22 protein-coding genes are annotated in these 18,999 nt (G+C 67.8%); 8 read left to right on the top strand and 14 right to left on the bottom strand.

All coding sequences use genetic code 11. The features are described 5' to 3' along the window. Nucleotides 1-362 precede the first annotated feature (362 nt). Nucleotides 363-536 carry a hypothetical protein gene (locus tag NY1_RS34190; RefSeq protein ID WP_157762630.1) on the top strand — a complete coding sequence of 58 codons (174 nt, stop codon included), beginning with the start codon at nucleotides 363-365 and terminating at the stop codon, nucleotides 534-536. A 102-nt stretch (nucleotides 537-638) separates the two neighbouring features. Here the strand turns inward: NY1_RS34190 and NY1_RS34185 are convergent, their stop codons facing one another. Further along, the gene (locus tag NY1_RS34185) at nucleotides 639-1,535 is read right to left on the bottom strand and encodes a hypothetical protein (protein WP_157762629.1); all 897 of its coding nucleotides are present in this window, start codon (nucleotides 1,533-1,535) and stop codon (nucleotides 639-641) included. Between the two features lie 11 nt (nucleotides 1,536-1,546). After that, complete coding sequence (locus NY1_RS34180) at nucleotides 1,547-2,350, bottom strand: hypothetical protein (RefSeq protein WP_157762628.1); 804 nt, start codon at nucleotides 2,348-2,350, stop codon at nucleotides 1,547-1,549. On the opposite strand from NY1_RS34180, the gene NY1_RS43285 reads away from it, so the two are divergent. The 3 genes from NY1_RS43285 (at nucleotide 2,351) to NY1_RS34170 (ending at nucleotide 4,134) form a co-directional block, all read left to right on the top strand. Continuing rightward, nucleotides 2,351-2,491, top strand: a complete 141-nt coding sequence (locus tag NY1_RS43285) for a hypothetical protein (protein ID WP_157762627.1) — start codon at nucleotides 2,351-2,353, stop codon at nucleotides 2,489-2,491. Between the two features lie 185 nt (nucleotides 2,492-2,676). Next, nucleotides 2,677-3,543 carry an SDR family NAD(P)-dependent oxidoreductase gene (locus tag NY1_RS34175; RefSeq protein WP_067721295.1) on the top strand — a complete coding sequence of 289 codons (867 nt, stop codon included), beginning with the start codon at nucleotides 2,677-2,679 and terminating at the stop codon, nucleotides 3,541-3,543. Nucleotides 3,544-3,642: 99 nt separating this feature from the next. Next, nucleotides 3,643-4,134 (top strand): hypothetical protein, encoded by a 492-nt coding sequence (locus NY1_RS34170; RefSeq protein WP_067721294.1) that lies wholly within the window; start codon nucleotides 3,643-3,645, stop codon nucleotides 4,132-4,134. Between the two features lie 119 nt (nucleotides 4,135-4,253). On the opposite strand, the gene groL is transcribed toward NY1_RS34170, so the two are convergent. The 11 genes from groL to NY1_RS34115 all read right to left on the bottom strand — a co-directional run bounded on the left by groL (nucleotide 4,254) and on the right by NY1_RS34115 (nucleotide 14,612). After that, a complete protein-coding gene (gene groL, locus NY1_RS34165; RefSeq protein WP_067721293.1) occupies nucleotides 4,254-5,876 on the bottom strand; it encodes a chaperonin GroEL in 1,623 nt (540 codons plus the stop codon). 410 nt (nucleotides 5,877-6,286) lie between these two features. After that, nucleotides 6,287-6,595 carry a DUF222 domain-containing protein gene (locus NY1_RS34160; protein WP_067721292.1) on the bottom strand — a complete coding sequence of 103 codons (309 nt, stop codon included), beginning with the start codon at nucleotides 6,593-6,595 and terminating at the stop codon, nucleotides 6,287-6,289. A 53-nt stretch (nucleotides 6,596-6,648) separates the two neighbouring features. Beyond that, nucleotides 6,649-7,398 carry a Clp protease N-terminal domain-containing protein gene (locus tag NY1_RS34155; protein ID WP_067721291.1) on the bottom strand — a complete coding sequence of 250 codons (750 nt, stop codon included), beginning with the start codon at nucleotides 7,396-7,398 and terminating at the stop codon, nucleotides 6,649-6,651. Between the two features lie 193 nt (nucleotides 7,399-7,591). Continuing rightward, complete coding sequence (locus tag NY1_RS34150) at nucleotides 7,592-7,948, bottom strand: hypothetical protein (protein WP_067721290.1); 357 nt, start codon at nucleotides 7,946-7,948, stop codon at nucleotides 7,592-7,594. 63 nt (nucleotides 7,949-8,011) lie between these two features. Beyond that, nucleotides 8,012-9,133 (bottom strand): NAD(P)/FAD-dependent oxidoreductase, encoded by a 1,122-nt coding sequence (locus NY1_RS34145; RefSeq protein ID WP_067721289.1) that lies wholly within the window; start codon nucleotides 9,131-9,133, stop codon nucleotides 8,012-8,014. Nucleotides 9,134-9,234: 101 nt separating this feature from the next. Then, nucleotides 9,235-10,134, bottom strand: a complete 900-nt coding sequence (locus NY1_RS34140) for an RNA polymerase sigma-70 factor (protein ID WP_067721288.1) — start codon at nucleotides 10,132-10,134, stop codon at nucleotides 9,235-9,237. A gap of 140 nt (nucleotides 10,135-10,274) precedes the next feature. Then, nucleotides 10,275-10,706: a hypothetical protein gene (locus tag NY1_RS34135; protein WP_067721287.1), complete on the bottom strand. Its 432-nt coding sequence runs from the start codon at nucleotides 10,704-10,706 to the stop codon at nucleotides 10,275-10,277. Between the two features lie 161 nt (nucleotides 10,707-10,867). Then, nucleotides 10,868-11,221: a UBP-type zinc finger domain-containing protein gene (locus NY1_RS34130; RefSeq protein WP_067721286.1), complete on the bottom strand. Its 354-nt coding sequence runs from the start codon at nucleotides 11,219-11,221 to the stop codon at nucleotides 10,868-10,870. Beyond that, nucleotides 11,221-12,684: an ATP-binding protein gene (locus tag NY1_RS34125; RefSeq protein WP_067721285.1), complete on the bottom strand. Its 1,464-nt coding sequence runs from the start codon at nucleotides 12,682-12,684 to the stop codon at nucleotides 11,221-11,223. The genes NY1_RS34130 and NY1_RS34125 overlap by 1 nt, the downstream gene beginning before the upstream one ends. Before the next feature lie 10 nt (nucleotides 12,685-12,694). Further along, nucleotides 12,695-14,368 carry an NAD(P)/FAD-dependent oxidoreductase gene (locus NY1_RS34120; RefSeq protein WP_067721284.1) on the bottom strand — a complete coding sequence of 558 codons (1,674 nt, stop codon included), beginning with the start codon at nucleotides 14,366-14,368 and terminating at the stop codon, nucleotides 12,695-12,697. Between the two features lie 55 nt (nucleotides 14,369-14,423). Next, nucleotides 14,424-14,612 carry a hypothetical protein gene (locus NY1_RS34115; RefSeq protein ID WP_067721283.1) on the bottom strand — a complete coding sequence of 63 codons (189 nt, stop codon included), beginning with the start codon at nucleotides 14,610-14,612 and terminating at the stop codon, nucleotides 14,424-14,426. 176 nt (nucleotides 14,613-14,788) lie between these two features. Between NY1_RS34115 and NY1_RS34110 the strand changes: the two genes are divergently transcribed. Both NY1_RS34110 and NY1_RS34105 read left to right on the top strand, forming a co-directional pair. Continuing rightward, a complete protein-coding gene (locus tag NY1_RS34110) occupies nucleotides 14,789-15,238 on the top strand; it encodes an SRPBCC family protein (protein WP_067721282.1) in 450 nt (149 codons plus the stop codon). 16 nt (nucleotides 15,239-15,254) lie between these two features. After that, nucleotides 15,255-15,941, top strand: a complete 687-nt coding sequence (locus tag NY1_RS34105) for an SIMPL domain-containing protein (protein WP_067721281.1) — start codon at nucleotides 15,255-15,257, stop codon at nucleotides 15,939-15,941. Here NY1_RS34105 and NY1_RS34100 read toward each other — a convergent pair whose 3' ends face one another. Then, nucleotides 15,942-16,970 (bottom strand): beta-ketoacyl-ACP synthase III, encoded by a 1,029-nt coding sequence (locus NY1_RS34100; protein ID WP_067721280.1) that lies wholly within the window; start codon nucleotides 16,968-16,970, stop codon nucleotides 15,942-15,944. Nucleotides 16,971-17,362: 392 nt separating this feature from the next. Here NY1_RS34100 and NY1_RS34095 point away from each other — a divergent pair, with 392 nt between their 5' ends. Next, nucleotides 17,363-18,079 carry a phosphatidylserine decarboxylase gene (locus tag NY1_RS34095; RefSeq protein WP_067721279.1) on the top strand — a complete coding sequence of 239 codons (717 nt, stop codon included), beginning with the start codon at nucleotides 17,363-17,365 and terminating at the stop codon, nucleotides 18,077-18,079. Further along, nucleotides 18,076-18,966 (top strand): CDP-diacylglycerol--serine O-phosphatidyltransferase, encoded by an 891-nt coding sequence (gene pssA / locus NY1_RS34090; RefSeq protein WP_439956058.1) that lies wholly within the window; start codon nucleotides 18,076-18,078, stop codon nucleotides 18,964-18,966. Before NY1_RS34095 ends, pssA begins: the two co-directional genes overlap by 4 nt. Nucleotides 18,967-18,999 lie beyond the last annotated feature (33 nt).

Genomic DNA, 18,999 nt, shown 5'->3' with positions numbered 1-18,999 from the left:
CCAACGCCCGGGCTCTAGTCCCGCTTGTCGGTGAGGCTGCTTGTTTGTTGCTTGTGAAGCTTAGCTCAGACCCTCCGGCAGAACCAAATCCGCTGGTCGGTCGAAACTAATCTGATCATCAGGCGCTCCTCGTCCAACCTCGTTTCCCAGGCCCTTGGGGCTCCGGGTCGGTGTCCGTGTCGCTCTGACCTGGAATAAGTTACGTGTTGCTACGAACCGATGTCAAATCGCCTGGTCAGAGGTCTAATTGAGGCGTGTACGTCTGCGATTGGTCGATCACCACCCCGCTAGTCGGCGAGTTCGCAGAACGAATACCCGGAGAAATGGAAACCAACTGGCGCGTTTCATGGTTACCGGGCCGCTTGCTCACCCGGGACCAAGCACTGGCCGCCATGGAATTGGTCGAACTGCTCTACGACCCCGACTACCCGAACGACGCTTCCCTCCAGTCGAAGGTCGTGATCATCGCGGAGGTGCTGGGCATCCGGCCCATCGACGCGGCGGTCACGCTCTCCCAACGCCACCCCAATCCCTGAGGGGCACCGCGCGACCGCGTCCCCGAGCTGACGCGCGGTGCTCACCACCAGATCGATGACGAGACACGGTGGCACGCCGGCCGGGGACGACGGTGACCGGATTCAGAATCCGGCGCGCTGCACGAACTGCCGTGCGGCGTCCGCGGTGTCGAAGGTGGACAGCGAGAAGTAGAGATTGCTCGCCGGCAGGAAGATCTCCACGGTCGCCGTGCCCTTGGAGTTCTGGCTACCCGGATCGATGCGGACCAGGCGCGAACCCTCGTCGGACAACCAGTCCGGATGCTGACTGGTCCAGATCCGCTTCAGGTAATCGGGCTTGGTTGTGATGTAGGCGGTCGGATAGTAGTCGTTGTCCGGATGCCGCATCAGCCCGCTGAGCAGGGCGTCGTGCGCGCTGAGGGTGAACCCGGCCGCGGCGTCGTAGCCGAACATGGTGTCGGCGGGACGCTCCCGGATCGAATTCTTCAGCACCGCCTGCCGCACCGCCGCGGGCAATGCGTCCACGACCGGTTGCAAGGACGCCGGGACCGGTTGCTGTGCCTTGGCCGAGGCGGTCGGCTTGGCTGCCGGCGATGTAGTGGCCGACGGCGCGCTCTCGGACGAAGCCGAAGCCGAAGTGGATTGCGCGGCAGTCGTATTCGGCATCGCGGTGGTGCCGCCGCCATTGTCGCCGTTCGATGCGACCAGGGCGACGACGGCGATGATCGCGATCACCAGCACCACCGCGCCGCCGATCAGCACGAGCGGCAGTTTCGACCCCGGCCCGCCGGGCGGAGTGGGTGCGGGCTGCCACTGGCCCTGTTGCCCGGACCAACCCGGCTGCTGCGCCGGACCGCCCCAGCCCGGCTGGGGTTGCGCCGGATACGGTGCGTGGCCCTGCCCTGGAAAGCCTTGCTGACCTGGAACTCCTTGGCGGCCTGCGGGTTGCGATGGATATTGGGGGCCGGGGCCGTAGGGCGCCGGATTGCCCGGGTGCGGTCGCTGTGGTGGATACGTCATCTGCCGCTACCTCACAGACCCGCGCGCTGGACGAACGTCAGTGCCGACGCCTTGTCCTTGAAGCCGGTGACCGCGACGTACAGGTTCGTCTCGGTATTGAAGTACTCCATCGTTCCGCTCACGCCCTTGTCGTTGAAGCGGATCAGTTTCGAACCCTGTTCGGTCAGGCGGTCGGTGAACTGCTTGCGCCACAGGGCCGGCAGCCGCGACGGGTCGGTGCTCAGGTGCGCGAGCACCGCGCGGTCCTTGCCGCCCTCGGTGAGACCGGCGATCAGCGCGTCGTGCTGCCCGATATTGAAGTCCGCGCCGGTGCCGAACGAATCGTCGTCGGTGTAGCCCGGTTTGGTGGTCCGGTTGAAGTTCGGCGCGACCGCCTCGCGCAGTGCCGCGGGCATCGCGTCGAGAATCGGCTGCACGTCGGCGGGCACCGGGGCGGCGGCCTTCGCGCTGGCGGTGGGCGACTTCGGCGTGGGCTTGCCGCTGGACGGCGCGGTCGTGGCCGCGGCGGCGGACGACGCTGCCGAGGGTGCGGGCGCGCTCGTGGCCGTGGGCTTCGCGGTGGTGCCGCCGTCGTTGCCGCCGCCGGTCGCGAGCACGACGGTGATAACCACGACCAGCATCACGGCCAGGCCAGCGCCGAGCAGCACCAGCGGTGATTTCCATACCGGCGGACGTGGCGGCTGCCCGCCCCACTGCGGCGGCACGCCGCCCGGTTGCGGCGGGAACCCGCCCTGCTGCGGCGGGGTTTCATAGGGCTGCTGCCCGAATGACTGCGGCTGACCTTGGCCCGGCGGACCGTATCCGGGAGGCTGCATTTGCCCGGGTTGTTGCGCATAGCCCGGCTGCTGTCCCATCCCCGGCTGCTGTCCCAGGCCCGGCTGTCGGCTCGGACCAGGTTGGCCGTACCCCGGCTGCGGGCGGCCCGGCTGCTGTGGAAAGCCCTGCCCACCGGGTGATTGTTGCGGAAAACCTGGTTGCCCCTGTGGCGGATAATTCATGGATCTTCTCCCCGTCCCCGAAGAACCGGCCTCCCCGGACCGGTTCGCGGCTGAGCCTACCGACCGGTCACGATGGCGGGGCGGTTCGGCGCCTTTCCCGAACCATCGCCCCGAATATCGCAGGGGCACTTAGCATCCAGCCCATGCGAGATCTCTCCGGATTGCTCTACCGCGTCAAGCACGCCCTCGACACCCAAGTCTCGATATCGCGGATCAAGCGCGACCGCACGCTCGCCGAGGCGGTGGGCGGCAAGCGGGTGCTGATCACCGGGGCTTCGTCGGGGATCGGGCGCGCGGCGGCCGTGCAGTGCGGGGCGGCCGGAGCGACGGTACTGCTGGTCGCGCGGCGCGAGGACGAATTGCGGGCGGCCGCGGCGGAAGTCGAGGGGCAGGGCGGGAAGGCGGCGATCTATCCGTGCGATCTCAATGATTTCGACGCGCTGGACGCCATGATCGCGCAGGTGCTGGCCGATCACGGCGGGGTGGACATCCTGGTCAACAATGCGGGGCGATCCATCCGGCGGCGGCTCGACGAGTCCTACGATCGGCCGCACGACTACGAGCGCACCATGCGGCTCAATTACTTCGCGGCCGTGCGGCTCATGCTCGCGGTGCTGCCGGGTATGCGGGAACGGCGCGACGGGCAGATCATCAATATCCTGTCGGCCGCGAATCTGTTCGGCGGCTCGGGTTACGGCGCTTACGTGGCTTCGAAGGCCGCGCTGGATTCGCTGAGCGACAGTCTTCAGGTCGAGGCCCTCACCGAGAACGTGCGCTTCACCTCGATCTATATGCCGCTGGTGCGGACGCCGATGATCGCGCCCAATCCGCTGTACGCGAAGGCTTCCGCGCTCAGCCCGGAGCAGGGGGCGCAGGTCATCGCCGATGCGGTGATCGATCGGCCGCGGCGGCTCGGACCGTTCCTCGGGCGCGTCACCAATGTGATCGACGCCCTGCTGCCCGGGCGCACGGACGCGAGCCGGGCGGCTCGATTCCAGGGTGGAATGTAGAGCGCCGCAAGGCTTTTAGCCGGATCGCAAGAATCGGTTAAGCGCTGCCGGGAATGGTCATCAGCGAAACGATCATGGACCGAGCAGCGGAGGCACGCGATGAATCACCCGAACGGTTACCCGGGATACTCGGTCGCGCCGGTCATGTATCCGCCCGGGCAGTTCCAGTACGCGCCGTCGACGCGGCCCGATCCCGCGACGGCCATCTGCGCGGCGGTGTTCGCGCTGACGTTCGGGCTGTACGCGGCCTGGGGCGGCTATTCGGCGCTGACGCTGCTGTCCCGCTTCTCCGGCTCGGTCCGCGCGACCGTGCCGTACTCGCTGCTCCTGCAACTGCCCGCCGCGTTCCTGCTGCTGCTCGGCGGAGTCCTGTTGCTGTGCAGGCTGACCGTCGGCCGCGTCATGGTGATCGGCGGCAGCGCGCTGGTGCTCGCCGAGCTGTTCACGATGATCGCGGAGCGCGCCGTCCGCGGCCAGCACCTCTATCTGGGCGGTCTCGCGTTCAGCGCGATGTTCATCGTCCCCGCGATCGTGCCCCTCATCCTCGCGGCGCTGCCGTCGACCGGCCGCTGGATCCGGGCGGCCCGATAGACGAGACGACCGCCGCACTCCCGGGCCGCCCGGCGACCGGCCCCCAGGAAAGCCCGAAGGCCGACCACCTGATGGTGGTCGGCCTTCGGTTGTTCAAAACCATTGCCGGAGAGCAGGACTCAGAAGTCCATGCCGCCCATGCCGCCGGTCGGGTCGCCCGCGGGGGCGGCCTTCTCCGGCTTGTCGGCCACGACGGCCTCGGTGGTCAGGAACAGCGCCGCGATGGAGGCGGCGTTCTGCAGCGCGGAGCGGGTCACCTTGACCGGGTCGGCAACGCCGGCGGCCAGCAGGTCGACGTACTCGCCCGAGTCGGCGTTCAGGCCGTGGCCCGCCGGGAGGTTCGAGACCTTCTCGGCGACGACGCCGGGCTCCAGGCCCGCGTTGAAGGCGATCTGCTTCAGCGGCGCGGACAGCGCGACGCGAACGATGTTCGCACCGGTGGCCTCGTCGCCCGACAGGGTCAGGGCGTCCAGGGCGGGAGCCGACTGCAGCAGGGCCACGCCGCCACCGGCGACGATGCCCTCTTCGACGGCGGCCTTGGCGTTGCGCACGGCATCTTCGATGCGGTGCTTGCGCTCCTTGAGCTCGACCTCGGTCGCGGCGCCGGCCTTGATCACCGCAACGCCGCCGGCCAGCTTGGCCAGGCGCTCCTGCAGCTTCTCACGGTCGTAGTCCGAGTCCGAGTTCTCGATCTCGGTGCGGATCTGCGCGACACGGCCCTTGATGGCCTCCGGGTCGCCCGCGCCCTCGACGATGGTGGTCTCGTCCTTGGTGATGACGACCTTGCGGGCCTGGCCCAGCAGCTCGATGCCGGCGGTCTCCAGCGAGAGGCCGACCTCTTCGCTGATGACCTCGCCACCGGTCAGGATGGCGATGTCGGCCAGCATGGCCTTGCGACGGTCACCGAAGCCCGGGGCCTTGACGGCGATGGACTTGAAGGTGCCGCGGATCTTGTTGACCACCAGGGTGGAAAGGGCTTCGCCCTCGACGTCCTCGGCGATGATCAGCAGCGGCTTGCCGGCCTGGATGACCTTCTCCAGCAGCGGCAGCAGGTCCTTGACGGTCGAGATCTTCGAGCCGACGAGCAGGATGTACGGATCCTCGAGGACCGCTTCCTGACGCTCCGGGTCGGTCACGAAGTAACCGGAGATGTAGCCCTTGTCGAAGCGCATGCCCTCGGTCAGCTCCAGCTGGAGCCCGAAGGTGTTGCTCTCCTCGACGGTGATGACGCCTTCCTTGCCGACCTTGTCCATGGCCTCGGCGATCAGCTCACCGATGGACGAGTCGCCCGCGGAGATACCGGCGGTAGCGGCGATCTGCTCCTTGGTCTCGACCTCCTTGGCGGTGGCGAGCAGGGAGGTGGTGACGGCCTCGACGGCCTTCTCGATGCCGCGCTTCAGACCGAGCGGGTTCGCACCGGCGGCGACGTTGCGCAGACCTTCACGCACGAGCGCCTGGGCGAGCACGGTGGCGGTGGTGGTGCCGTCGCCCGCGACGTCGTCCGTCTTCTTGGCGACTTCCTTGACGAGCTCCGCGCCGATCTTCTCGTACGGGTCCTCGAGCTCGATTTCCTTGGCGATGGACACACCGTCGTTGGTGATGGTGGGGGCGCCCCACTTCTTCTCCAGCACGACGTTGCGGCCCTTCGGGCCCAGGGTCACCTTGACGGCGTCAGCGAGGGAGTTCAGACCACGCTCGAGACCGCGGCGAGCCTCTTCGTCGTACGCAATTGTCTTGGCCATTGCGTTGAGATCCTCCAGATCTGGGGATTGACAGTGTTCTGGCCAGGCTTGGTGCCCGCGACGGACGACCAGGATTCTGGCCTCACCGCCCCGACCTAGCACTCACGTGATTGGAGTGCCAAAGACCTTTTTAGCACTCACTCATGGCGAGTGCAAGGTATGGGGCTTCGCCCCAAACCCTCGAAAAGGGGACTCGGGGGCGCTGCCCCCGAACCCCCGAAAGGGGGCGAGAGCTGGCGCTACGCGCCCGAATGAAAGGGCGGAGCCCCTTCGTCGGGTCGAAGGTCACCGAACCCGGTGTGCGCCAACCTGAGTGATGAATCCGGCGGCGAGGCGACGACGCCGGCCACGAGGCGGCGATACCGGGCGCCGACATCCGCGAGAGGTCTCTACCGAACCTCGCCATGGTTTCACGCAGGGTGGAAGCCGGAGCGTTCGTCGACGCGGAGGAGGAGGGCGATGAGGGCGTCGGTGCGGCGTTCCTCGGGGGTGCGGGGTTCGCCGTCTTCGACGGTGACGAGTTCGGCGTCCTGGAGGAGGAGTTCGGCTTCGATGCGCATGATCGCGCGGATGAAGGGTGGGGCGACCTCGGGTGGGAGGTCGCCGGTGACGATGTAGCCGCCGTCCGGGGCGTCTTCGGTGGAGACATAGAAGAGGGCGCGCATCAGATCGGCGCGTCTTTCGCCCGCAACTAGGTCGGAACCTTCGTCGTCCGCCATGCCGATATCGTATCGGTCCGAACCGGCGCACCCGGGGACGCGGGCCCGCAGAACTACTGCGAGTCCGAAGACGCCGAGGTCGGGGCCTGCGAAGTCAGCGAGGACAGCAGCGCCACAAGATCGGCGGAAATCTCGTCCTTGTGCAATCCCAGACCGGACAAGACTCCCGAACCGTTCTCCAGATCGAGCAGCGCGAGCAGCAGATGCTCGGTGCCGACGTAGTTGTGACCGAGCCGCAGCGCCTCGCGGAAGGTCAGTTCGAGCACCTTGCGGGACTCGGCGGAGAAGGGAATGAGGGCGGGGAGGGCTTCGCCGTCGGATACCGGCAGCGCGGCCGTCGCGACCCGGCGGACCGCGTCGGCGGACACGCCCTTGGCCGTAATGGCCTGGACCGCCAGCGATTCCGGATCGGCGACCATGCCGAGGATCAGGTGCTCGGGCACGATCTCGAGGTTGCCGCCGTCGCGGGCCAGCTCCTGCGCGGAGACCACCACCTTGCGCGCCCGCGAGGTGAAGCGGGCGAAACCGGCGTTCGGATCGAGCGCGGCGGCGTCACCGGCGGGCGCCTTGGGCACGAAACGCTTCTGGGCGGCCTGCTTGCTGACGCCCATGCTGCGGCCGATGTCGGTCCAGGACGCGCCGGAGCGGCGGGCTTGATCGACGAAGTGGCCGATGAGGTGGTCGGCGACCTCACCCATGTGGTCGGCGACCACGACCGCGTCGGAGAGCTGGTCGAGCACGTCGTCGGGGCGGGCCTTCTTGATGCCGTCGATGAGGTCGTCGAGGCGGAATGGGTTCGTCATTCGTCAACCTTAGGTTGACTCAGCGGTAATGGGCAACCAACAGTTGACGGAAGTCTCCACAACTCTCGTAGCTCTCAGGGGCAAGCCCCTGAAACCCCGAGAGCGGGAACCGTCGATGCTGGGCCCGTTCCCCGATCACGTGACCGAGCAGGGAGCACCGGCCGCGGAGCCGGGAGCGAGCCCCTGGCGATCGTCAACGACCGGTAGCCGCGCGGATCTCCGCGACGACCGCGTCCGGATCCTCGACCTCCACCACGACGTGCGTGTACTTGCCGCCGTCGGACAGGTCGATCACCACCGCCTGCGCCGGATCCCGGACATCCCAGAACCAGCGCTGACCATCGTGGAGGTAGGTGCCCGCGGTGATCACGCGCGGAATATAGGTGCCCGGCAACCGGATTCCCCGCGGCCGTGCGGCGATCTCCGGATCGACGGCGATCTTGCGCACCGAGGTGAGCGGAATCGTCAAGCGGCCCTTCAACGCCCACACCTTGTGCCAGCCCTGCGGTTCCACCACCAGGTTCCGACCGTCGACAAACACCTTCGCCATACCGAGTTCCTCCGGGTTCGGGAAAGACCGATCGACTCGATCCTTCCCGAATCCGGCCGCCGATCAAGTGAGCGGCGACAGGCGCGCCGCCCCGCCGACCGCGCGCACGATGGACTCCTTGATGAAGACCCCGAGCCGGCCGGTGAACACCCGATCGGTGGGCGCGTCGTCGGGCCGCACCCGCTGCACGACCGCGTCCCGGCGGCCCAGGCTGATGCATTGCAGGACATAGCCGAACGAATGTGCTTCCGGTTCGCGCCCGCGCAGCCGCGACACGATCGAGGCGCCGACGTATTTGCCCGCGGGCAGCGCCGTCGCGCAGGCCATGCGCAGCGCCCGGCCGTCCGATCCGGGCATGAGCGCGCAATCGCCGACCGCGTAGACCGCCGGGTGCGAACGCGACCGCAGTTTGTCGTCGACCAGCACCCGGCCGTCCGCGTCCACCGCCAGCCCGGACCGGATGGCGACATCCGGCACCGCGAATCCGGTGCACCACAACACGATTCCGGCCTCGATGCGCTCGCCGCCGACCAGCTCCAGCCCCGCCGCGGTGACCTCCCGCACCTTGACGCCGGCGTGCACCCGCACACCCAGCCGCTGGAACGTCGCGCCAATGTGGTCACGCGCCTTCGCCGACAGCCAGCTGCCCGGCTCTTCGGCGCTGACCAGCTCCACCTCGAGGTCCGGCCGCGATTCCGCCAATTCGGCCGCCAGCTCGATTCCGGTCGCGCCGCCGCCCACCACCGCGACCGTGCCGGTCAGTTCGGGAATCCGGGCGAGATCCTCGGGAGTGGCGATGCTGTAGGCGAATTCGCCCGCGCCGGGCACCGCCGACCGATCGCCGCGACTGCCGAGGGCATAGACCAGGGTGTCGTAGTGGAGGGCCCAGCCCGCGCCCCGCGCAGCGCCGTCCGCCGCCAGTTCGACCCGGCGCGCGACCGGGTCGATCCGTTCGACCCGGGCCTGCACGAACTCGATCCCCTTGCGCTCCAGCGACTTCCGGAGATCGGTCCGCCGCACCGGCTGCCCGGCGAGCGCCTGGTGCAGGCGCACCCGATCCACGAATTCGGCCCGGGCGTCGATCACGGTGACCTGCGCCCCCTTGGCGCGCAGCGCCTGCCGGGCCGCCGCGAGTCCGGCATAGCCCGCTCCGAGAATGACGATTCGATGCGCTGCGGTGGTCATGGGGTGGTCCTTTCGCTTGGCCGACACCCTCTAGACCGGATAGCGCCCCGATTCCTGACAACCCGTGCACGTGACCCGCGTCACGCCACCGAGTCGCCGGATCAGAGCGCGGCCCGTTCGGCTCCCGCGAAGTACGCCAGTTTGTCCGGGTTCACGACCAGGTAGAGGGCGGCCACGCGATCGGCGGCGAAGTCGACGCCGACCACGCTGATCACGGTCCCCGCCGCCCGCACCACGAAAGCGGGTGCGCCGTTGACATTCTCGATATCGATGGCGAGCCCCGGAGCCTGCGCCAGATCGTGGTTGAACAGGTGCACCAGGTAGCGGGCCACCCGGGTGGCGCCGACCACGGCGCGGCGGGCGGCATTGATCTGGGTGCCGCCGTCGGCGACCGAGACGATATCCGCGGCGAACAGCTGTTCCAGCGCCGCGATATCGCCGGAGGTCGCCGCGACGAGGAACTTGTCGAGGAGTTCGCGGGCGTGCGCGGGGGTCGGGTCGAAGCGGGGGCGATCCTCGCGGACGCGGATCGCGGCGCGCCGGTAGAGCTGCTGCGAGTTGGCCTCGGTGAGATCGAGCATGTCGGCGATCTCGCGGTGCGCGTAACCGAACGCCTCGCGCAGGACGAAGACCGCGCGCTCGGCGGGAGTCAGGCGTTCCATCAGGGTGAGGAAGGCCAGGGACACCATTTCGCGTTGTTCCGCGGATTCGAGCGGGCCCAGTTCGCCGTGCGCGGTGCGCACCGGCTCCGGCAGCCAGGGGCCGACATAGGTTTCGCGGCGGGCGCGGGCCGAATCCAGCCAGGTGCGGCAGATGTTCACCAGGACGGTGGTCAACCAGGCTTCGGCGGAACGGATTTCGGCGCGGCGGCCGGCTTCCCAGCGCAGATAGGTCTCCTGCACCGCGTCCTCGGCCTCGCTGGCCGACCCCAGCATGCGGTAGGCGAGCGCGAACAACCGCGGCCGATGCAGCTCGAATTCCGTCAGCCCCGCGGCATCCATCCGTCCACCCGTCCTCGCCTCGCGCAGTCGTGTGAGGGGACGATACGCCTGCCCGCCGCACCCGCCCCGGTGAGAATGGACACCCGACCGAAAAGGAACGGGCGGCGATCCGAATCCGGCAGGCGCCGGAAAGGGCACGGCTACTTGGAAACTCGGATGGCCACGGCCACGGGGGTGTTGGCGTAGCCGGCGGATAGGCAGGCCAGTTTGGCGGTGCCGAGCGCCACGTTCGGGCTGCCGTCGAGAGCGGAGCCCGGATTGGCGTTGAGGATCTGGGTGATGACGGCCTTCTCGGTGGCCTCGTCCAGGTCGCGGAATTCACCGCAGGTGGTCTTGGCGCCATTGGGGGCGGTGGTCTTCTTGGCCGCCGCGGTCGTGGTGGCGGCGTGCGCCGGCGGTTCGACCGGCGGCGTGACCACGGACGACGTGGCCGCGGACGTCTTCACCGCGGTGCTGGATTCCTGCCGGACGCCATTGGATTCGGTCGACGCCGATTTGGTGTCCGACCCGCAACCGGCCAGACCCAGCACCATCGCGCCCGCCGCGAGGGCGATGACAAAAGTCCGCTTCATACCCAGCTTTCCGAGCTGCCCGGAGGTGCTGCCGCACCGCTGTCCGGGGAGTGCCTGCGCACCGACCTGCCCGGCGCTCGCAGCACACTACCCGGACACGGCGACTCCCGGTAGTGAAAGTTCACGGGCCGCAAAACCGCTGCGAGCGACCCCGGACGGCCTCAGTTCAGATGCTGCTGCCAATCGGCCGGCACCCGGTCGCGCGGCCCCGGCACCGACTGGTCCAGCGGGTGATGGTGCGGCGGCGCCAGCTTCGGCCCGCCTTCGAACATCTCCTGGCTGGGGAAGTTGTAGAACCATTCCTCGCCGGGCTCGTAGCTCTGGATGAACGGGTGCCCGGTGGCCTCGAAGTGCTTGGTGCCGTGCTGGTTCGGGGACATATCGCAACAGCCGATATGCCCGCACTGGGCACAGCGGCGCAGATGCACCCACCAGCCGCCGCTGGCATCGCATTCCACGCAGCCGGCCCCGCTGGGCGCGACGTCCGGATCGATACCCGCGATCTGCTCGGTCATCAGTTGCCTTCCGTAGTGGGTTGAGCCGCCGCGGCTTCCGGGGATTCCAGCGGCAGCCGGACGATGAACCGGGTGTCGCCGGGCACGGATTCCACGCGGATGTCACCGTGATGCTTGTTCACCACGATGCGGAACGAGATATCGAGCCCCAGCCCCGTGCCCTCACCGACCGGTTTGGTGGTGAAGAACGGTTCGAAGATGCGGGTCCGGATGTCGTCCGGAACGCCCGGCCCGGTATCGCCGATTTCCACTGCGACGCAATCGTTCTCGCGATAGGTGCGCACGGTCAGCGTACCGCTCCCGCCCATCGCGCCGATGGCGTTGTCGATCAGGTTGGTCCACACCTGATTCAATTCCGCCGCGTAACAGGGCACCTGCGGCAGCGTGCGGTCGTACTCCTTGACCACCTGGACGTCGTCGCCGATCTTGCGGCCCAGCATGACCAGCGTGGAATCCAGCAGCTCGTGAATGTCGACCACCTGGAACGGCGCGCGATCCATCTGCGAGTACTGCTTGGCCGCGTTCACCAGCGTGGAGATGCGGGTGGTCGAATCGGCGATCTCGTTCATCAGCAGCTCGGTCTCGACCGTGTAGTTGAGCCACTTGATCGCACCCTCGAACGTGTTTCCGCTGCACGCGGTCAGGGTGCCGTGCACGGTTTCCAGCCAGTCGATGTCCAGCCCGGCCTGTACGAAGGTCGGCGCGATATCCCAGGCATTGCCGACGCCGTGCACCTCTAGCCAATCGCCGAGTTCGTCCTCGCGATCGGCGGCCTCCATCAGCGTCAGCGTCGGAGCCTTCAGGACCTGCGCGGCCGCCTCCTCCTGGAACTGCACCATGGCTTCCAAGGTCTTGGAGTCGAACTTGCCCTGCGACATCATCTTCAGCTTGTGCCGCATCCCGGCCACGCGTTCGCGCAGCGAGGAAGTGGCGCGCACGGCCGCGGCGGCCGGATTGTTGAGCTCGTGGGTCAGGCCCGCCGACAGCGAGCCCAGCGCCAGCAGGCGTTCCCGCTGGCCGATGCGCTCATTGGCATTGCGATTGCCGAAGAAGACGCCTTCCAGCAGGTGCAGGGCCATCGGGAACCATTCGTGCATCATGCGCGAGAAGGTCCCGGCGTCGAGCACGAAGAACTTGGACGGCTTGGTGACGTAGAACGTGCTGGAGTAGGTCTGTTCGACCTTGTCGCCCATGTACGCGGTCCACGCGCCCGAGTACGCGCCGTGATGATCGGTGCGGACCAGTTCGATCTCCTCGCCGCCCGACATCTTGGTGAGCAGCACCTCGCCCTCCATGAGGACGTAGAAGCAGGTCGCCGGATCGCCCTCGCGGAAGACCAGTCCGGGCTCGTAGGTTTCCACGCGGCCGTCACGGCACAGCCAGGCCAGCTGTTCGTCGTCGAGCTTCTCGAACAGGAACAGCTCACGCAGTTCGTTCGGGTCGCAGATCAATTGGTGTCCCACGGTGCGGCTCCTACTGTTTGGCCAGGTAGCGGTGCACGAGCATGACGGCCATGGCGCCCTCGCCGACCGCGGAGGCGACCCGTTTGGCCGACTCCGAACGCACGTCACCGGCGATGAAGACGCCCGGCACGCTGGATTCCAGATGGTGCGGCGGCCGGGGCAGTTCCCAGCCGGCCGGGCGTTCGCCGTCCACCATCAGGTCCGGGCCGGTGAGCACGAAGCCCGCGTCGTCACGCTTGACCGTGCCGTCGAGCCAGTCGGTTTCCGGCGCGGCGCCGATGAACAGGAACAAACGCTCGGCGTCCACCTTTTCTTCCGCACCGGTCGCGTTGTTGCGCAGGACCAGGCGTTCCAGGTGATCGTCGCCGTCGGCGGAGACCACCTCGGTGCGGGTGTGCAGCTTGATATTGGGAATGTTCTCGATCTGCTGGATCAGGTAGTGCGACATGGACGCCTCGAGCCCCTCGGCACGCACCAGGATGTGCACGGTCCGGGCATTCCGGGACAGGAACACCGCGGCCTGGCCCGCCGAATTGGCGCCGCCCACGATGTAGACGTCCTTGTCGGTGCAGTCGCTGGCCTCGGTCATGGCCGAGCCGTAGTAGACGCCGCGCCCGGTGAATTCGTCCACGCCCGGCGCGGGATGGTGCCGGTAGTTGACGCCGGTCGCGATCAGCACCGAATGCGCGGCGATGCTGCCGCCGTCGGCGAACTTCACCACCCGCGCCGCGCCGCAGGCCTCCAGCGCGACAACCTCACGCGCCGTGATCAATTCGGCCCCGAACTTGATGGCCTGCCGCCGCGCCCGATCAGCCAGCTGCGCGCCGGACACGCCATCGGGGAAGCCCAGGTAGTTCTCGATGCGGGAGCTCTGCCCGGCCTGGCCGCCGGTCGCGGTGCGCTCTACCAGGACGGTCCGCAGACCTTCCGACGCGCCGTACAACGCCGCGCCGAGACCGGCCGGGCCGCCGCCGACCACGATCAGATCGTAGAAGTCGCTGGCCGCGTCCACGTTCAGGCCGACACTGGCCGCCAGCTCCGGATCGGTCGGCATGAGCAGCACGTCACCGGCCTGATTGATGATCACCGGGCACTGGTCCTCGGTGGCCCCGGCCGCGGTCAGCAGGCGCGAACCCTCGGGTTCGTCGACCTGGAAGAAGCGATACGGCAACTGATTGCGCGCCAGGAACTCCCGGACCTCCGAGCACCGGGCCGACCAACGGTGGCCGACCACCTTGGTCTCGGTCACCGGCTTGTGCGCGTCCGAACGCCAGGCGTCCAGCAGCGCGTCGATCACCGGGTAGAGCTTCTCCTCCGGCGGATCCCACGGCTTGAGCAGGTAGTGGTCCAGATCCACCACATTGATGGCCTCGATGGCGGCATCGGTGTCGGCGTAGGCGGTGAGCAGCACGCGCCGGGCATACGGGTGCAGGTCCATGGCCTGCTCCAGGAATTCGACGCCGTTCATGTTCGGCATCCGATAGTCGGCGATCAGGATGGCCACGGGCTGTCCGCGCAGTTTCATCTCGCGCAGGGCTTCCAGGGCGTCGGCGGCCGACTCCGCACGGAGAATCCGGTAGTCCGCCCCGTACCGGCGGCGCAGGTCGCGGACCACGGCGCGGGATACGCCGGGATCGTCGTCGACGCTGAGGATGGCCGGTTTGGCGGCAGCTGCTGAAGTCACCTAACGAGTATGGCTGGGCTTGGCAAATCGGCTGGAAAGTGCGCTCGCCACGGCATCAGATTCGATGATGCTGAACCAGATCCAGCTCATTGGGGGTGAGCAGGCGTTCGAGTTTTTCTTCGAGCGCTCCATTGGTTCTGGCTTTGGCGGTTCGCCCGGGAGGTGCTGCGGTGGAGCCGGTCTCATCGGCCGGCAGCAGCGGGACCGCCTTGGTCTTGCGATGTAGGAGCGAGCGCAGGTTCACGGCCGATCACCTCACGTTTCCCGTTCGGAAGCTGGTGGCTGTGGTTCTGTTGCTACCTCTATCCCATATTGTGCGCCGGTCATTACATTGACGAGCGCGTCCTCACCGGAATGTGATCTACCCGATTTTCAGCCTAGGATTCCTGGTACCGATAGTCACGTCTCACGGAGGCAGCGTTGCCGAACAATCTGGAAGCCAGCATCGACATCGCGGCCGCACCCGAAAAGGTGTGGAGCGTTGTCTCGGATCTCAAGCGGATTCGCGAATTCAGTCCGCAGACGCTGCGCATGCAGCCGCTGGGCGCGGTCAAGACCGGCACCTGGACGGTCAATCTGAACAAAGCCAAGGGCTACGTGTACCCGACCACCTCGCGGGTGGTGCGATTCGAGCCGAACAAGGCGATCGCGTTCCGGATGAACGAGAACCAGACCATCTGGAGCTACACGCTCGAGCCCACCGCCACCGGCACCAAGCTGATCCAGCGCCGCGACACCCCGAACGGGGTCACCTGGATCGTGCGCAAGATGATCGACGGCATTCTCGGCGGCGAGGCGGCCTTCGAGAACGACCTCGTGGCGGGCATGAACGAAACCCTCGGGAAGATCAAGCGAACCGTCGAGGCCTGAGCGTAGTTTCGGCGGTATGCGACGACTTTCAGGGATCTGCGCCGCGGCCGCCGGTGTCGCGCTACTACTGACGGGGTGCGGGAGTTCCGATTCGGGCGACCGCACCGTCACCGTCTCCGGGACCGGGAAGGTCCAGGGCACACCGGATGTGCTCGAGGCCGACCTCGGGGCGGAAGTGAACGCCGCCGACGTCTCCACCGCGGTCGACCAGGTGAACGCCAAGGCCAAGGCCATGAGCGATGCCATGGTGACGGCGGGGGCCAAGAAGGAAGACATCAAGACCACCGAGCTGTCGGTGCAGCCCAGTTACGGGCCGGAGGGGCGGACCATCACCGGGTACCGGGCGAGCAATGCGGTACACGTTGCGGTGCGCGACCTTTCGAAGGCGTCGGCGATTCTGGACGCGGCGGTCAAGGCGGGCGGCAACGACACCCGCATCAGTTCGGTCGCCTTCGATCTCGAGGACGACGCGAAATTGCTGTCCGATGCGCGCGCCAAGGCGTTCGAGGACGCCAAGTCGAAGGCGCAGCAGTACGCCGACCTGTCCGGGCTGAAGCTGAAGACGGTCAAGACCATCAGCGAGAACGGCAGCAGCTCACCGGGACCCATGTACAAGGACGCGGCCCCGGCGAGCGGCTTCAGCCTCGAACCGGGCCAGACGACGATCACCTTCACGGTGACCGTCGCGTGGGACCTCGGCTAACTACTTCCAGTTCGGCAGCGTGATGACCTGGGCCGCGTAGGACAGGCCCGCACCGAAGGCGATGAGCAGGGCGGTGCCGCCGGGTTTGGCATCGCCCTTGCGCATCATGGCCTCCATGGCCAGCGGAATCGAAGCGGCGGAGGTGTTTCCGGTCTCCTCGATGTCATTGGCCAGGGCGCAATCGTCGGGGAGCTTCAGGACGCGGGCCATGATCTCGATGATGCGGCCGTTGGCCTGGTGCGGGACCATGGCGTCGAGATCGCCGGTGGTCAGGCCCGCCACCTCGATGGCTTCCCGGCACACCTTCTCCAACGAGTGTGCGGCCCACCGGAATACGGCGGTGCCCTCCATGGCGAGGTAGGGGCGGACGGCGTCCAGGCCCTGCTCGTCGATCTCGCGGAAGAACTCCATCCAGTCCTTGTCCTGGCGGATGGCGTGATGCTGGGTGCCGTCCGAACCCCACACCGTCGGGCCGATGCCCGGCTCGTCGGACGGGCCGACCACCACCGCGCCCGCCCCGTCCGCGAACAGGAAGGCGGTGCCGCGGTCCCGCGGATTGATCGTGTCGGTCAGCCGCTCGACGCCGATGACCAGCACGTTCCGGGCGGTACCGCCCTTGACCAGATCCGAGGCCACCGCGAGCGCGTGGCAGAAGCCGGCGCAGCCCGCGGAGATGTCGAAGGCCGCCACATTGTTCAGCCCGAGTTCGGTGGCGATCTGCGGGGCGGAGGCGGGGGTGAGCAGGAGCCAGGTGGACGTGGCGACGATGACGCAGTCGACCTGATCCGGCTCGATCTCGGCCGCTTCCAAGGCATCTCGCGCCGCGGCCGTGCTCATCGAGATGATGGTCTCCTCCGGGGAGGCGAACCTGCGGGTGCGAATACCCGAACGGGTGCGAATCCATTCGTCGCTGGAATCGATGGGTCCCGCGACCTCATCATTGGTGACCACACGGGCGGGCCGGTAGACGCCGAGCCCGAGTACTGCGGTGTGCTCTACCCCGTTGATCGAGGCAATTCGAGCAGCCATGGTGCTTCTCCTATAGACCTCTGTACAGCGCGTCGAACGTGACCTTCATCGGGTCCCCACCCACTGCTTCGCACCGGTCGAGCCCGTTGGCGACACAGACATGAGGCTCCCTCATATTAATCGAAACAGCCTGCCATGCGTGTGCGGATTCTCACAATCCGGGGCCTCCGCGACATCGATCACCACGCGGCGATAACCGAGTAACCCCATGTTCGCGGCCCGTCTCGTTCTGGACTGAGCGGAGCGGGGGAGCGCAGCGGAGGAGCGGAGGGAGGGAAGAACGAGACATGCAGGGCCGCGAACCCGCCCGGAGCGCAGCGGAGGGTAAATCAAACGCAGTAGTGTGTGACGCGGTCCCAGACCGATTCGATCCACGCATGAAAGAGGAGCTAGTGGCCCGCCGACCCACCCCGCCCGGCACTCCCGAAACCACCGCGCTCGGCCATGTCGCCGACCTGGTGCGCAAGGCCGTACCTCCGCTGCATCCGGCCGGCCTGCCGTTCGTCGCGGCGCCGCTGGCCGTCGCCGCGCTCGGCTACCGGCGCAAGTGGATTCGCCGCGCGGGCCTGCTCGGCGCCGCGGCCACCGCCACCTTCTTCCGGCATCCGCACCGGGTGCCGCCGAACCGGCCCGGCGTGGTCGTCGCGCCCGCCGACGGTGAGGTCGCCCTGGTCGATCAGGCCGTGCCGCCCGCCGAGCTCGGGCTGGGCACGCTGCCGTTGCCGCGGGTGAGCATCTTCCTGTCGGTGCTGGACGTGCACGTGCAGCGGGTGCCGATCAGCGGCAGCGTGGAGGAGATCGTCTACAAGAAGGGCGAATTCCTCTCCGCCGACCTGCCCGAGGCGTCGGACGCCAACGAGCGCAATTCGATGGTGATCCAGTCCGACAGCGGCCAGCGGTTCGCGGTCGTGCAGATCGCCGGGCTGCTGGCGCGCCGCATCGTGTGCGAGGCGAAGGTGGGCGACAAGCTGACCATCGGCGACACCTACGGCCTGATCCGCTTCGGCTCGCGCGTGGACACCTACTTCCCGGCCGGGACCAAGTTGCTGGTCACCCCGGGGCAGCGGACCATCGGCGCGGAAACGGTGCTGGCCGAACTGGATTCATGATGGAACAACTCGCGCCGGTACCGGTGCAGCGGCGGCGCAATCGCACCGTCCGATTGCTGCCGAGCATGATCACCATCCTCGGGCTGTGCTCGGGGCTGTCCGCGGTCAAGTTCGCCATGGAGAACCAGCTCGGGTTCTCGCTGGCCTTGATCGGCGCGGCCGCCATCTTCGACATGCTGGACGGTCGCATCGCCCGCATGCTGGATGCCACCAGCAAGATGGGCGCGGAACTGGATTCGCTGTCCGACGCCATCGCCTTCGGGGTGTCGCCGGCGCTGGTGTTGTACGTGACCTTCCTGCACCAGGACAGCTTCGGCTGGATCATCGCGCTCATGTTCGCGGTGTGCATGGTGCTGCGGCTGGCCCGGTTCAACACGCTCATGGACGACGACTCGCGCCCCGATTGGCAGCGTGAGTACTTCACCGGCGTACCGGCTCCGGCCGGTGCGCTGATCGTCCTGCTCCCGCTCGCCCTGTCCGAGCAGTTCCACGAGGGTTGGTGGACCAGCGTCGCGGCGGTGTCCGTCTGGACCGTCTTCACCGGCCTGCTGTGCGTGAGCACCCTGCCCACGCTGGCCATCAAGTCGGTCTCGGTGGCCCCGCGCACCGCTCCCGTCCTGCTGGTCCTGGTCGCCCTGGCCGCCGCGCTCCTCGTCACCTACCCCCTCATCCTCATGATGGCGCTGGTGGCGCTCTACCTCGGCCACATCCCCTTCGCGGTCCACTCGGCCCGCTGGGTGGCGGCCCGCCCGGAAACCTGGCACCACAAGCCCGCCGAGCGCCGCGCTCAGCGTCGCGCCCAGCGCCGCCAGCGCCCCATCTCCGGTCGCGTGGCCCGCGTCTCCACCGCCCGCCTGCGCCTGCGCCGCCCCGGCAGCAAGGTCTGAATCGCCGCTGAACAGAACAAAACTCGCCCGCGT

It is taken from the genome of Nocardia yamanashiensis NBRC 100130, assembly GCF_001613325.1.
Lineage (GTDB): Bacteria > Actinomycetota > Actinomycetes > Mycobacteriales > Mycobacteriaceae > Nocardia > Nocardia yamanashiensis.
This window is presented reverse-complemented; position numbering and strand designations above follow the sequence as displayed.